The organism is Treponema vincentii (genome assembly GCF_010365865.1).
GTDB lineage: Bacteria > Spirochaetota > Spirochaetia > Treponematales > Treponemataceae > Treponema.
Genome location: NZ_CP048020.1, coordinates 1794289 through 1808186, shown reverse-complemented (window position 1 = coordinate 1808186; position 13898 = coordinate 1794289). Strand labels below are relative to the sequence as shown.

The following is a 13898-nucleotide window of genomic DNA, read 5'->3' as shown; positions in this document are numbered from 1 at the left end:
CGACCTATAACGTGAATTGTTTTTTGTTGAGCAAGTGACGAACCGTGTCGGTCGGCTGAGCGCCTTTATTAAGCCAACCGCGTACTTTATCGGCATCAAAAGCAATCTGCTGATCTTCCGCTTCAATAGGATGATAGATGCCTACTTCGTCAATGGTTTTACCATCACGGGGTTCACGGACATCCTGTACCACGATGCGGTAATATGGGCGCTTTTTTGTTCCGAATTTCTTGAGTCTGATTTTTACGCTCACGTTAATCCTCCCGGAAATTAATTATTTATGGTGGGAACTACTAAAAACAGCCGCTTTTAGGAATGTTCCTACAAGAATAAAATACAGGCTATAGTACATGAAAACCGATACTTGGTCAACTATAGGACATCGAGTTTTGCTGCAAAGAGGGATTTATTCGTGCGAGGGTTTAATACCCGCCGTTTGCGTCGGGGGTGTTGATTTGACTACTTGACATACACTATATATGGGGGTATCATCACAAATGTAAGCATAATTAACACTATATAGATAAACTTATATAGTGAAACATATCTCTATAAAAGGTGGGTAAGATACCATGAGAACAAGAGAAGCAATCGATGCTGATATTGCAGCTGCACAGTCGGATCTGCAAAATGTACACGGTTCTACAACGGAAGTATATGCACGCATAGTCGGTTATTACCGTTCCGTCCGTAACTGGAATAAGGGCAAGCGTGAAGAGTTTTCAGAGCGGAAAATGTTCGAACACGAAAATCCTAAAACGCCCCTCTATGCAGGGCAAAGTACCGTAGTGGATACGGGAACAACATCAATTCAATATCCTGCCTTTTTTGAGGTGTATACGCGGAAGACGTGTCCCAACTGCCCACCTGTTAAAGATTACTGCAATAATCTCGGTATTGATATCCGTTATATCGATGCCGACACCGAAGAAGGTATTAAAGCAGCTGCAAAGCACGGCGTCCGATCCTGTCCTACCGTTATCATGTATAATGAATCGGAAAAAGAACTTTCCCGTGCATATTCGGTTGCCGATCTTAAAGCGTATCGCTTAACCCCATATACGGCTGAAGCAGTTATCGCGTAAGCTATGAATGTCGGTCTGCAGAAAACCACACTTGTCAACTATCCGCGCAAGGTCGCTGCTGCGGTTTTTTCTGCCCGGCTGTAACTTGCGCTGCCCGTATTGCTATAACGGCGAGCTTGTATGTGCGTCCGTTTCGGAAGGTCCTGTCGGTAAGTCATTGCGGGGGCGGTACGAATGACTACGTACCGATTGAAGCGGTCTATAAACATATCGAAAAGCGGAAGTCGGTATTGCATGGACTTGTTATTTCGGGCGGTGAAGCACTTCTTTCTCCGGTTTTACCGGAACTTATTCTACGGGCACGAAAGGCCGGGCTTGCCGTTAAGATTGATACAAATGGTTTATTGCCGGATAAAGTGTATTCGCTCCTGCACGACGACGCGCTCTGTCCCGATATGATAGCCATCGATATAAAGACTGCTCCTGCCCGTTATCATGAACTCAAATTTTGTTGCCCGGCAGGAACTGAGCCGTCGGCTGAACAGCCTGAAGCTGCACTAAAACGGACGTTGATGATTTTGCAGGAAAAGCACACGTTCTGTCGGCCGGTAGAAATCGAATATAGAACCGTTCTTGTACCGCCGCTTGTAGCTGCCGAGGATATACGTGCTATTTCAGCATTGCTCCCTTCCGATGCCGCATGGTTTTTTGCTCCCTTTTTACCGGGGAACTGTCTTAATCCCGCATGGAATACAATTCGTCCATATACACAGGCCGAAACAGAAGAACTCATTCGTCTTGCCGGAACAAAGATTCCCAATAGTAGATTACGTTAATCGATTTGCAATTTATAAAAATGAATGGAAAATAGTGAGTTCTCTACAGCGCAATACTGTAGGCTTCGGTCTTGCTTGTAGAAATTGTTGTGAGGGGGAAAATGGGCCTAGCTGGACTTGAACCGGCGACCCGCGGATTATGAGTCCGCTGCTCTAACCAACTGAGCTATAGTCCCAAGGAAGCACTATAGTAATTTATTTTGCGGCTTTAGTCAAGGTAATCGTATCGAAATTATCTGAGAGGTATTACTATTTTTTCATAATATTCTATCGCCGAGATATTAAAATACCAATGCGGTAACAAATGCTACCGAATTCTCATTTTTGTTGTGATATACTCTATACAGTTTTAAGAATTTCGTTACTTAGAACCGGCTATCTGTAGAATTGATTTATGCAAGATCTTCGAGTTTGTCGATGTTAACGGTTACGGTATCTTTGGATATGGTGAGCAGCTTGTCTTTTTGCATATTCATCAATTCACGGGATAGGGAAGGGCGCGGAACGGCAAGATATTCGGCCATAGCTTCTCGGTTTAGTTTGAGCGTTATTTTAGGCTGACCGTGTGCTTGCTGCAACAGATACACGGCTATTTTTTTACGCAGTGTAAATGAAGAGAATATCAACAGCTTCTGGTTTAGGAAATAGGCTTTATGCGCAAGGATAGATAAAAGATTCTGTACAATTTTTGTTTGTACGGCGGGCAGTGTTGCAGAAGCAAAAAATGTGTTTGCCGGAATACTGAGGATTTTCGCATCGGCAATTATTCTACATGAATAATCGTACGGAACTGATTGCAGGAAGGCGTACACTTCACCGAAGACGGTTTCCGGTGTTTCAAAGCGGTTCATAATAGTCCGTTTGCCGTCGATACCGTTTTTTTCGATTTGGACGGCTCCCGATTTTAGGATGAACAATGCTTTGGGAAGGTCGCCTTCAAAGAAAATAAAGCTGTCTTTTGGATAGATGGCAGTCTTTGCCTTGACGGCGGTAAGATAGGTTTCCAGTTCCTTTGCGGGAATATCTTTGAATAACGGATTCACAGCGTCCTTCCTTTGCATCATATGCGGGGCTTTTTAAAAGGAACCTCTAAAAACTTCCGTTTTTAGAGGTTTTCCTTAAGCTTATTTGCGATGTTTTTGTTTGAGTTATTATAACATAAAAACTTAAACAAAAACTCGTCGGGCATCTCTAAAAATCTAACCGAGTTTTTAGAGATGCCCAAAAGTATCGGTGGTAAATAGTCTACTATATATCTGTTATTGGAGGAAGATTATGAATAATTATTTTAATATGAACGAAACGGTCTTTGACGTTACGGAACGGTACCCTGAAACAATCCGCTATTTGGCGGGAAAGGGTTTTACGCCGCTTACCAATCCGGTTATGCGCAAATTGATGGGAAAAAAGATCACGCTTGAAAAAGCTTTTCTTTCTAAGAAATTGGATATCGATTTATGCGAGCGGGAACTGGTTGAAATTATCGAACAAAACGCCTCGTCGGGTTTAGCGCATATCGATCTCAGTTTAAAGGTAAAAAGCGATAATCCTCTTGAGCCGGATGACGGAAAAAAGACGGTGAGGATTGAAGGCGTTCTGCCGTGTCCGATACGGATTCCATTGCTGGAAAGTTTTGAAGCATTTTATGCCGATTATATTGAAACACATCAGGAAGCATTAGAGAAACAAAATTATAAAATCCGGTATGATTTAAGATCGGCTAATCTCGGTATTGACTGGATAATCGATCTGGCAAGAACCGGTAAAAAGGAAAACCTGCCGGATGTGCTCCTGTCTGCCGGTTTTGAACTGTTTTTTGATAAAAAGCTGATGGGCTCTTTTATTGAAAACAAGGAATTTCACTGCGCACTCGATACGGTCAATAAAGATTTTTGCAATGACTATATCGATTTGCGGGATGAGAAAAAAAATTACGCCATTATCGGTGTTGTTCCTGCAATTATGATTGTGAATACTGCGCTGTTGGACGGAAGAAAAATACCGGAGACATGGGAGGATATCTTATCTCCCGAATTCGAACATTCCGTCGCTATTCCGTTCGGCGATTTGGATTTATTCAATTCCGTCGTTCTTAATATCTATGCACGTTTTGGCGATGAAGGAATTAAAAAATTAGGCAAAGCGTGCAGTGCGTATATGCATCCTGCCCAAATGGTAAAAGGAGGAAAGAGCGCTGCGACTGCACAGCCTGTCGTCAGTATCAGTCCTTATTTTTTCTCTAAGATGATAGACGAGCGGACTCCTCTGAAGACGGTTTGGCCGAAGGACGGCGCGATTGTCGCGCCTATTTTTATGCTGGTAAAAAAAGATACCGAAGCGCTCACAAAAGATTTTGTGTCGTTTTTCCTTTCGGAAAAGACCGGTACGGTTTTCGCGCAAAGCGGTTTCTTTCCGTCTACCAATCCGTCTGTTGACAATCGCTTATCAGCCGATAAAAAATTCTCGTGGGTCGGCTGGGATTTTATCTATCAAAATGATATCGGCGCCCTGTTGGAAAAAATCAAAGCCGATTTTGAAACCGCTGCCGGTAGTAGCTCCGAAAGCCGCTGATAAAAAAACGGTGTTGTAAAACTGCTGGTTTTACAACACCGACGAGATACGCGCTATTAACCTTCTACTGTTTAGCCTTTTACCGAGCCGATTGTCAGCCCTTTCACAAAGTATTTTTGCAGGAAGGGGTACAGCAGGATAATCGGCAGCGTTGAAACGATAATGACGGCAGCTTTAATCGAAATACCGATAACCGACATATCTGCGCTGCCGGCTCCGTCTCCCATGGTTGCTGTACCGTTGACGATATTGCGTAAGAACAGCATAACGGGGAACTGTGAAGACTTTAAGTAGATCAATCCGTTAAACCAATCGTTCCAAAAGAATACTGCCGTATACAGACCGATCGCCGCCAAAGCAGGAGTGGAAAGCGGAACAACGATTTGGGTAAAAATCCTAAAGTAGCCGAGTCCGTCTATCAAGGCAGCTTCTTCCAGCTCGTGCGGAAAAGCTTTAAAAAAGTTTATTAAAATAATCAGATGGAACTGATTGATGGCAAAGGGGAGCAGTATTGCAAATACCGTACCCGTTAAATGTAATGAAGAAATAAGCAGATAGGTGGGGATTAAACCTCCGGAAAAAAACATCGAAAAAACGACCAGCTTCATGATAGTACCGGTACCGCGTAAAAACTTCTTTGAAAGCGGATACGCAAAAATCGAAGTAAAACAGAGGGCAATAAGCGTTCCAAAGAAAGTGTAAAAAATAGTATTGCCGTACGCTTTAAAGAAATTCGGGTATGTGAATATCTGCTTATATGCCGCGGTTGTAAACCCCACCGGTAAAAACGATACTTTGTTTTGCATAATAGCGGCAGGGTCGGAGAAAGAAAGTGCAATCATATATATGAATGGTACAATGCAGATGAGTATGACAAATGCCATCACAATAAAGAGGATAAGATTAAAAATGCTGAACGAGTTTTTTCTTGATTGCATAGTTCACTCCGTATTAACAGATGTTTTTTTAATAGATACTTTCGTCGGTGAGGCGTTTGCTTGCAGCGTTTGCAGAGGCGACAAGAACAATGCCGATAACACCGGTAAATAATCCGATTGCCGTTGCATATGAATAGTTCTGATTTGCCAAACCGGTGCGGTATACAAGTGTTGCGATAATATCGCTGACATCCGCATTGTTCGGGGTATACATAAGCAGTATCTTCTCAAATCCAAGTGTCAGTAATCTGCCGATTTCCAGAATAAGCATCACCATAATAGTCGGCAGGATAGATGGTATAGTGATATACAGTATCTGCTGCAATTTTCCCGCACCGTCGATCTTTGCCGCCTCATATAATTCTTCGTTAATTCCCGTAATTGCTGCAAGATAGATAATTGCAGTCCATCCCATATACTGCCATGTATCAGTGAAAATGTACAAAGTTCTAAAATAGGCCGGTTCGTTCATGAAATAGATCGGCTGCATATCGAACGTATTTTTTAACAGAAGATTTAAAATACCGGTACTCGGCGAAAGAATTTCCGCAGCCATTGCAATAACGACAACGGTCGAAATAAACCGCGGCATATATGAAACCGTTTGTACGAATTTCTTAAAAAAAACGGAACGTATTTCGTTTAAGAGGAGGGCAAAGATAATCGGTATCGGGAAGTTTATGAGTAAATTCATCAGCGATAGAGTCAGCGTATTCCTAAATGCACGCCAAAATGCGGGGTCTTTAAAGAACATCGTAAAATAGCGCAGCCCAACCCATTCAGTACCGAATGCGCCGAGACCCGGACGATATCGTCTGAATGCAAGTACATTGCCGAAAATCGGGACATATTTGAATATGATAAAATAAAGTAAAGGCAACAGAAGCATCGCATAAAGCTGCCAATATTGATGAAAATAGCGTTTCGTTCTTTGATTCATAGCGTTAAAAAATAATTGGGCATCTCTAAAAACTCAGGTATAGCTTTTAGAGATGCCCAATACGCCCGCAAAGCGATGCTTATGCAGGCGCAGCAAGAGGTCATTTCCTTACGTGTTCGTTATAGAGCGCAAGGTACTTTTCAATGCCGACATTATTCATTTCGGTAACATAGGCATTCCAATCCTTATCAATATCTTTTTTCCCGGTGATAAAATCATTGTTCCATTTTTCAAATGTGTCTAAGAGCGGTGTACGTAGAATACCCGCTTCTTCGGCAACGGCATCATCAAACAGCGGGGTAGGGGGAATCGGCTGGATCGCCATATCCATTTTTTCTACTTCTGCATTGATGCGGGCATAATTGTCGTCATACTTGGTCATTTCTCTGCTGTTGATCCATACCAGCTGCGTCGTATCGGCTCCGCAGCCGTATTTTAACTGCATCGCCTTGTAAATACCTTCAGGAGCTTCGGTAATTTCTTTTGCATACTTAATTTTTCCGTTCTCCATAGTATAGGTTACGCCTTCTACGCCGAGACACCAGAGTTTTGCACCTTCATCGCTGAAGAAAATATCGTCAATTGCACGGACAATTTTTTCAAAGTCCGCTCTCTTTGCGGTCTTTGACGGAAACATGATGCCCCATTGTGTTCTGCTCTTGGGCTGATGGTGAGCGCCTGCAGGACCGGCGAGCGGCGGATACATTTGCAGTTTAAAGCCTTCGATAGCCGATTTGCCGGTAACGCCGCCGATTTGGTCATAGTACGCATACGTGGCAACTGCTTTGCCGGTAGCGAGTTTTTGCGCCCATTTATCACCGTCGATAGGCTCTGCCATTTCGGGATCCAACAAACCTTCTTTATAGAGCTTTGCAAGGAAGCGCGCATAAGACTTATACATTTCCGTTGTCGCTCCGGCAAAATAGTTACCTTTCGCATAGTCCCAGCTTAAAACGCCGGTACCGGTTGAAGAATTTTTGCCGAGGCTGATACCGAATGACGGCATTGTCATTCTATATAATACCCGAGGACCGGCCAAAATGGTCAGCGGGTATGAGTCGGGATTATCTTGTTTGTATTTCTTTAAATAGACATAGAGGTCGTCGAATGTTTTCGGCTGAGATAAGCCGTATTTATTCAGTATGTCCTCGCGCAAAATCAATCCGCCGTCATAAAAGGGAACGTCGAATAAAGAAGGAAGATAATAATATTTCCCGTCTTTAAGGCGCAGCGCATCGATGTCTTTTTCCAATCCGAATTTTTTTACTTGCGCATTAAAGTTCGGTGTCCATTCGGGATAATCGCTGATTGGAATAAGCGCGCCGTTTAAAGCCAATGAACCGTTTTCCCCGTTGGTATTTTGATAAAGAATTACATCGGGGCCGTTACCGGTATTCAATGCTAACGATACTTTCGTGTTGTAATCGGCGATCGGTATCGGCTCAAAATGCAATTTCGTGTTTGAGCGCTTTTCCGATTCCTGCACGGTCAGCCAATCGGCTTTGAAAGGAAGTGTCGCATTGTCCGAATAATACAATGAGATTTCAATCGGTTTTTCCGAATTGGTTTGGGATACGTCCGGTTTTTTAGCCTCGCACCCGGCCAGCAAGATACCGACAATCAGCAGTGCGGCACAGAGCTTAACGATACGTTTCATACTTTCCTCCGAATTTATGAGCATCTTTAGAATTATTTGAGTTTGCACCAAGATGCTCTGTAAAAAAGGGTAACCTGCTATTACCCATTTGTCAAGTTCTCGCTTTTGTTGTGTTAGCGCAGAATTTGATAAAAATAGGCTTGCGGAGATGCAATAACCGGCTTATACTAAACTGATATGCGGTTTTTTGATAGGTTCTTTCGTTGGGTCAAGAGACCTCAGATATATGCGCTGGTCGGAGGAAACGGCACCGGGAAAAGCTTTAGAGCGCGATTGGTCGCCCAAAAATATGGAATAGATTTAATTATCGATGACGGATTAGTCATTAGAGGCGATAAAATACTTGCGGGGCATTCTGCAAAACGAGAGAAGACCTTTTTGGCGGCAGTAAAAACGGCTGTCTTTGACGATAAACAGCATAGGGATGAAGCGGCAAAAGTGTTGCATCAATTAAGCCGCAAAAAAGTACTTATTTTGGGAACGTCGGATAAGATGGTTAATAAAATTGCGACACGGTTGCAGATTCCACCTCCGCAGAAGATTATCCGCATTGAAGATATTGCGACGAGGGAAGAAATTGAAACCGCCATTAGAAGTCGTCGTGTCGAAGGCAAACACGTTATTCCCGTACCGTCAGTCGAGGTGAAAAGGAACTATCCGCAGATATTTTATGATAAAATCAGACTGCTGTTCCGTAATGCAAATATCGGGCACTTAAAGGAAGAAGAAACACTTTTTGAAAAATCGGTCGTGCGTCCTGAATTTTCTAAAGTGTACCCGGCACAAGTTTCAGATGATGCATTAAAAGAAATGGTTATACAATATGCGGCTCAATACGATAGCGCGGTAAATATTAAGAAAATTACCGTTCAAACCGAAGATAACGGTTATAGGGTTATTATGATGGTCGATATGCCTGCCGACCCGGATTTGGCTGGACGGATATTGGCATTAAAAGACTTTATTATAAAAAATATCGAACGGTATTCCGGAATTTTTATCGAAGACCTTAATATCGTATTAAATCAGATGATCGATATACAAACGGAGGCATAAAATGGCACGAATACTGATCCCTTTATGGCAAAATTGGCAATTTGTGAATACTTTTGAAGAACAGTATGTGCGAGCCGATTGTGATGAATCTCATTTTACTGAAGTGCAGCTTCCGCATACGGTGAAAGAATTGCCGTATCATTATTTTGATGAGAAGGTATATCAATTTGAGTCATGTTATCGAAAAAAATTTGCCGTATCCTCCAATCTGCAAGGGATGAGGCTTTTTGTCGACTTTGACGGTCTGATGTGCTATGCAAGGGTCTTTATCAATGGGCACTTTATCGGAGAACACAAAGGCGGATATGTTCCTTTTTCTGTGGAGATTACTCACTACGTTGAGTATGGAGACACTGAAAGCAATGTGCTTGCCGTGTATGTCGACTCGACGGAACGAGCTGATATTCCCCCGTTCGGTGGTGAAGTGGACTATCTTTGCTATGGCGGTATTTACCGCGATGTTATCCTGCGTGCGGTACCCCATTGCCATATTGAGTCGATTTATGCCCGCCCAATTTCCGCTTTAACGGCGGAAAAAAGTCTACAGGTTGATATTGCGATTGCACATGACGAACGAACGAATAAATCGATTGACGTTTCGGTAGCGATCTTCGATTCCAGAAATCGAAAACGGGCGGAATTGAGCAGAAGCCTTGAGGTCGCCGTTCCGTCTCTTACCCTATCGATGATAATGGATGAATTAACCGGTTTAAAACTGTGGACGCTTGAAAAGCCCGAACTGTACCGCGCCGAAGTATCGTTACTGGAAGACGGTCTTGTATGCGATACCGTATCTACCCGTATCGGATTTCGTACGGTTGAATTTACGCCGGAAGGTTTTTTCTTAAACGGCAAACTGCTCAAGCTGCGGGGCTTAAACCGGCACCAGTCTTTTCCATACGTCGGTTATGCGATGCCTGAACGGGTACAGCGGAAAGATGCGGATATCCTGAAATACGAGCTTGGCGTTAATATTGTTCGTACTTCGCATTATCCGCAATCGCCGTATTTTTTGGATCGCTGTGATGAGATCGGACTATTGGTTTTTGAAGAAACGCCCGGTTGGCAGCATATCGGCGATTCCGCCTGGCAGGATGTTACTTGCGAAAATATCCGTAAGATGATTACGAGGGATCGGAATCATCCCTCTATTGTGTTGTGGGGAGTACGAATCAATGAATCACCGGATTGTACTGCGTTTTACCAGCAGACAAATACGATTGCCCATGAACTTGATCCGTATCGGCAAACCGGCGGTGTTAGATGTATTGAAAACAGCGAATTTTTTGAAGACGTATATACAATGAACGATTTTACTTGCGGAGTTCAAGGATTGACTGCCGGTACTGCAGCCGGAGCAGCACGTGTACTTCGTTCCCAGCGTGAGGTTACGGGGCTATCCGATTCGGTTCCCTATTTGGTAACCGAGTTCGGCGGACACATGTACCCGACAAAGCGGTTCGATCAGGAAGAACGCTTGGTTGAGCATGCAAAACTCCACCTTGCGGTGCAGAATGCCGCCGCGCTCGACCCGCAAAAATGCGGCGCAATCGGCTGGTGTGCTTTTGATTATAATACCCATGCGAATTTTGGGTCGGGTGATCGCATTTGTTACCATGGTGTAATGGATATGTTTCGCATCCCCAAATTTGCTGCAAGCGTGTATGCAAGTCAGCAGCCTGTCGAAATGAAGCCGGTGTTGGAACCGTTGACCCGCTATACCGTCGGCGACCGTGCAGTCGGCGGAATTGCGCCGCTTATTATTTGTACAAATTGTACGGCAGTCCGGCTAAGCATCGGCGCAAAAGATTTAGGTCTGTTTTACCCCGCTTTTGACCGCTATCCCGGGCTTGCACATCCTCCTGTTGTTATCGACAACCTTCCAAGTGTATGGGGTGGCGGATGGGAAGATGCCGTATTCACCGGCTACCATAACGGTATGGAGTGTATTACCCGCCGGTTTAGCGCAAATCCTGTCGCGACACAGCTCGTACTTACCGCCGATGAGACAAAGCTTCGGGCAGACATACCCGATGCCGTCCGCTTTGTTGTGCAGCTCCTTGATCAGGTCGGTAACGAATTACCCTATAGCTTCGAGATTGTGAAGATTACGCTGAAAGGGCCTGCGAAAATTATCGGCCCGCAGGAATTTGCACTTATCGGCGGTGCTCGCGGCTTTTGGATTAAAACGCTCGGGAAAGCAGGCACGGCAAAGGTTTCCGCACAAAGCGGCGAATTTAAAACCGAAACCGTTTCCGTCCGTATCCGATGAGGTTACAGCCACCAGTTTTCAATTTTCAGGGTAATTATTGACAAAGATTTCATTTTACGCTATATTCTTTGAGTATTTTTACGGCGGTATAGCTCAGTTGGTAGAGCAAACGGCTCATATCCGTTAGGTCATAGGTTCAAGCCCTATTGCCGCTACCTCTTTTACAAGACACTCATTTCGAGTGTCTTTTTTTTTGAAACACACTTATTCAACGGTGAATACAGCCGCTACCTCTTCATCACCGCAGCGAATGAGGAGCCGGTGGTCACCCTTTTCCAGTGGGAGGGCACCTAAAAACGGCCGGTTTAGAGTAATCGGAGCGTGGTCATCGTAGATAGCTTGTATGGTATCTTCCGCACCGCCGATAATTTCGATTGGGACGCCGGTACGGAGGTAACGATGATCACTGAAAAAATGGCTGCCGTCTGCAGGGCGGATAATGGTTAATGCATTATTCAGTTGTCCGATTGTGCCATGCCGCATGATGTTCGCAAACCAGCGCCGGTACTTTTCGGGATATACGGTAATCGTATGCCCATTTTGTGTCCTGTGCCATGTGCATTCGTTACCTTCTTGTTCACATTCGCCGTTTTCCTGTTTATATGTACCATATCGGTCGGATGTATCGAACTGGTAGTTATTGTGTCCGGCGTTGTGTTCATTCTGCCTGTCATATTTATTGAATACGGCGAATGCGGGTAGATATTCTTGCACGGTGTTGTGGCATGCGGAACCGGCGGGCATCCCTGAAAGAGCACAAACGGATCCGCGGTACCAGTGCTCCGGTTCCATAAAGTTTTTTGCCGGTACCGCAGTGCCGTCCGCTAAGGGTTGGCGGTGCAGCCGGATAAGTAAGTTATGCGCGATTGCGGCAGGGGCAGAACTTCCTGTTTTTCCTATTACGGTGTTGCCTGCAAAATTTCCCATCCAGACGCCGACGGTAAAGGCCGATGATGAGGCGAGGGCAATAAGGCTTTGGAATTGGTTTGCCGTACCTGTTTTAAAAATGGAAGGGAATGGTGTTTTAAAGGTAGAAGAAAAACCGAAACCCTTCGCCCTCGCAGCAGAATCGGAAAGAATTGAGCAGATGAGCCGTGCGGTATCAGCGTTGAAAACCTGTTTCGGCTCGGAAAATCCGTCAGCAGTGCTTCCATCCGTAAACGAGTGCAGCGGAATGAGTATACCGTCACGAGGAAAAACGCTGAACGCGCGTACCAGCTCGTAGAGAGACACCGGCATGCTACCAAGCGCCAACGACAACCCTGCCTCTGCGCCCGCTGTATCGATAGACTGAAAGCCGAGCGCCTCTAACGTGTGCAGATAGTTTTCGGTTCCGAGTTCGTTTAGAAGATAGACGGCGGGGATATTGAGGCTGGAGGCGAGCGCAATCCGTAATCGAACGGGACCGTTAAACCGGTTATTAAAGTTACGCGGGATGTATGCCTCCTCTTTCCCGAACCGCATTGGAATATCCGGCAATACATCTGATGGCTTCCACCCGTGTTCCAATGCAAGCGCATATAAAAACGGCTTGGAACTGCTTCCGCTCTGATTCAACGCGGTAACACCGTCGATTTTTCCGTTGTTTTCATCATCAAAATAAGAATTTGAGCCTACCCACGCAAGAATGTTCCCGGTTGCATTTTCGATAACGAGAACCGCGCCGTTGCGTACGCGTGCTTGAGGGTTGTTTTTCAGCTGAACTTGCAGCAAAAATTCTGCTTGGGCTGATAATGTGTTGTCGGCGGTTAGATACCAGTCAGGCGGTAATGATCGGGGTGTGGTTTCAAGGATTTCCGATACAGGCCGTCGTATCTCCTGTGTTTGGTTGATCCTCTGCAAATCACCTGCCTTGTATCGTCGCACAAGGTATTCGATGTAATGGGGCATTCCAAAAGGGTATTCGAAGCGGCGCGCAGTACGGGCAGTTTGCAGCAGCCGACCTTCAAGCTGTGTACCCTGTCGTCCGTTTTGCGTTTCGTTTCCTTGTATAAATACGGATCGGTAGAGTGCCGTCGCTTTTTCGGCACAGGCCTCCGGGTGTTCAAGGGGATTGTAACCGGTAGGACGGCGGGGAATAACCGCGAGGCAGCAGAGCTGTTCCGTAGTCAGTTCCGAAAGCGGCAGAGCAAAAAAATTCCTAGCTGCCGACGTAAGGCCTTCGGTTTGGAATCCGAACGGGATACTGTTGAGATAGAGCTCAAGAATGGCCTGTTTAGACAGCCTCCGTTCAATTCGGAGTGCATTCCGCGCCTCGCGGAGTTTTGCAAAGAACGTGCGCTCTTTTGCCGGAACGATGAGGCGTGCCAGCTGCATCGTAATGGTAGATGCACCGCTGACCCGTTTCCCGCTGCTGATATTTTGATAAGCCGCCCGTGCAATAGCGGCAATATCGATGCCGCGGTGGGAGAAAAAATCCTTGTCTTCCGCAGCGAGAAAAATTCGGACAGCATCGGGCGGTATCGCTTCATACGCTGTAAACTCACGCCGTATACCGTCCCCAAGCGCAAGGATTTGAATAAGGTTACCGCCTCGGTCATAGATGCGGGTGCTCCAATCCCGCTGCATAAAAGCGTCCAGTTCTGGGAACGGCAAAAAGAGTG

General features: G+C 45.2%; 11 protein-coding genes and 2 tRNA genes. 6 read left to right on the top strand and 7 right to left on the bottom strand.

The features are described 5' to 3' along the window. Nucleotides 1-4: 4 nt before the first annotated feature. Nucleotides 5-253 (bottom strand): 30S ribosomal protein S16, encoded by a 249-nt coding sequence (rpsP, locus tag GWP43_RS08360; protein ID WP_044012752.1) that lies wholly within the window; start codon nt 251-253, stop codon nt 5-7. Nucleotides 254-572: 319 nt separating this feature from the next. Between rpsP and GWP43_RS08355 the strand changes: the two genes are divergently transcribed. After that, a complete protein-coding gene (locus GWP43_RS08355) occupies nt 573-1085 on the top strand; it encodes a glutaredoxin family protein (RefSeq protein WP_162663779.1) in 513 nt (170 codons plus the stop codon). A gap of 122 nt (nt 1086-1207) precedes the next feature. Beyond that, complete coding sequence (locus GWP43_RS08350; RefSeq protein ID WP_230977619.1) at nt 1208-1861, top strand: radical SAM protein; 654 nt, start codon at nt 1208-1210, stop codon at nt 1859-1861. A gap of 102 nt (nt 1862-1963) precedes the next feature. Here GWP43_RS08350 and GWP43_RS08345 read toward each other — a convergent pair. Continuing rightward, nucleotides 1964-2037, bottom strand: a tRNA-Ile gene (locus GWP43_RS08345). Nucleotides 2038-2253: 216 nt separating this feature from the next. Further along, on the bottom strand, nt 2254-2904 hold the full coding sequence (locus tag GWP43_RS08340; RefSeq protein WP_162663778.1) for a Crp/Fnr family transcriptional regulator: 651 nt from the start codon (nt 2902-2904) through the stop codon (nt 2254-2256). A 232-nt stretch (nt 2905-3136) separates the two neighbouring features. On the opposite strand from GWP43_RS08340, the gene GWP43_RS08335 reads away from it, so the two are divergent. Next, nucleotides 3137-4432 carry an ABC transporter substrate-binding protein gene (locus GWP43_RS08335; RefSeq protein ID WP_162663777.1) on the top strand — a complete coding sequence of 432 codons (1296 nt, stop codon included), beginning with the start codon at nt 3137-3139 and terminating at the stop codon, nt 4430-4432. A gap of 71 nt (nt 4433-4503) precedes the next feature. On the opposite strand, the gene GWP43_RS08330 is transcribed toward GWP43_RS08335, so the two are convergent. The 3 genes from GWP43_RS08330 to GWP43_RS08320 all read right to left on the bottom strand — a co-directional run bounded on the left by GWP43_RS08330 (nt 4504) and on the right by GWP43_RS08320 (nt 7967). Further along, nucleotides 4504-5370, bottom strand: coding sequence for a carbohydrate ABC transporter permease (locus GWP43_RS08330; RefSeq protein WP_162663776.1), 867 nt, complete (start codon nt 5368-5370; stop codon nt 4504-4506). A 28-nt stretch (nt 5371-5398) separates the two neighbouring features. Continuing rightward, a complete protein-coding gene (locus tag GWP43_RS08325) occupies nt 5399-6310 on the bottom strand; it encodes an ABC transporter permease (RefSeq protein WP_162663775.1) in 912 nt (303 codons plus the stop codon). Between the two features lie 100 nt (nt 6311-6410). Then, nucleotides 6411-7967, bottom strand: a complete 1557-nt coding sequence (locus tag GWP43_RS08320; protein WP_162663774.1) for an extracellular solute-binding protein — start codon at nt 7965-7967, stop codon at nt 6411-6413. 177 nt (nt 7968-8144) lie between these two features. Here GWP43_RS08320 and GWP43_RS08315 point away from each other — a divergent pair, with 177 nt between their 5' ends. The 3 genes from GWP43_RS08315 to GWP43_RS08305 all read left to right on the top strand — a co-directional run bounded on the left by GWP43_RS08315 (nt 8145) and on the right by GWP43_RS08305 (nt 11450). Further along, the gene (locus GWP43_RS08315) at nt 8145-9023 is read left to right on the top strand and encodes a hypothetical protein (protein WP_162663773.1); all 879 of its coding nucleotides are present in this window, start codon (nt 8145-8147) and stop codon (nt 9021-9023) included. 1 nt (nt 9024) lies between these two features. After that, entirely contained in the window at nt 9025-11295 is a 2271-nt protein-coding gene (locus tag GWP43_RS08310; RefSeq protein WP_162663772.1) for a glycoside hydrolase family 2 protein, read from the top strand. Nucleotides 11296-11377: 82 nt separating this feature from the next. Further along, nucleotides 11378-11450, top strand: a tRNA-Met gene (locus GWP43_RS08305). 49 nt (nt 11451-11499) lie between these two features. On the opposite strand, the gene GWP43_RS08300 is transcribed toward GWP43_RS08305, so the two are convergent. Beyond that, entirely contained in the window at nt 11500-13863 is a 2364-nt protein-coding gene (locus GWP43_RS08300; protein ID WP_230977618.1) for a transglycosylase domain-containing protein, read from the bottom strand. Nucleotides 13864-13898: the final 35 nt, after the last annotated feature.

Excerpts from the sequence above, each read along its gene's own strand:
- GWP43_RS08310 (WP_162663772.1), top strand. The coding sequence starts at position 9,025 with ATGGCACGAATACTGATCCCTTTATGGCAAAATTGGCAATTTGTGAAT.
- GWP43_RS08320 (WP_162663774.1), bottom strand. The coding sequence starts at position 7,967 with ATGAAACGTATCGTTAAGCTCTGTGCCGCACTGCTGATTGTCGGTATC.
- GWP43_RS08300 (WP_230977618.1), bottom strand. The coding sequence starts at position 13,863 with ATGCAGCGGGATTGGAGCACCCGCATCTATGACCGAGGCGGTAACCTT.
- GWP43_RS08330 (WP_162663776.1), bottom strand. The coding sequence starts at position 5,370 with ATGCAATCAAGAAAAAACTCGTTCAGCATTTTTAATCTTATCCTCTTT.
- GWP43_RS08325 (WP_162663775.1), bottom strand. The coding sequence starts at position 6,310 with ATGAATCAAAGAACGAAACGCTATTTTCATCAATATTGGCAGCTTTAT.
- GWP43_RS08335 (WP_162663777.1), top strand. The coding sequence starts at position 3,137 with ATGAATAATTATTTTAATATGAACGAAACGGTCTTTGACGTTACGGAA.
- GWP43_RS08355 (WP_162663779.1), top strand. The coding sequence starts at position 573 with ATGAGAACAAGAGAAGCAATCGATGCTGATATTGCAGCTGCACAGTCG.
- GWP43_RS08315 (WP_162663773.1), top strand. The coding sequence starts at position 8,145 with ATGCGGTTTTTTGATAGGTTCTTTCGTTGGGTCAAGAGACCTCAGATA.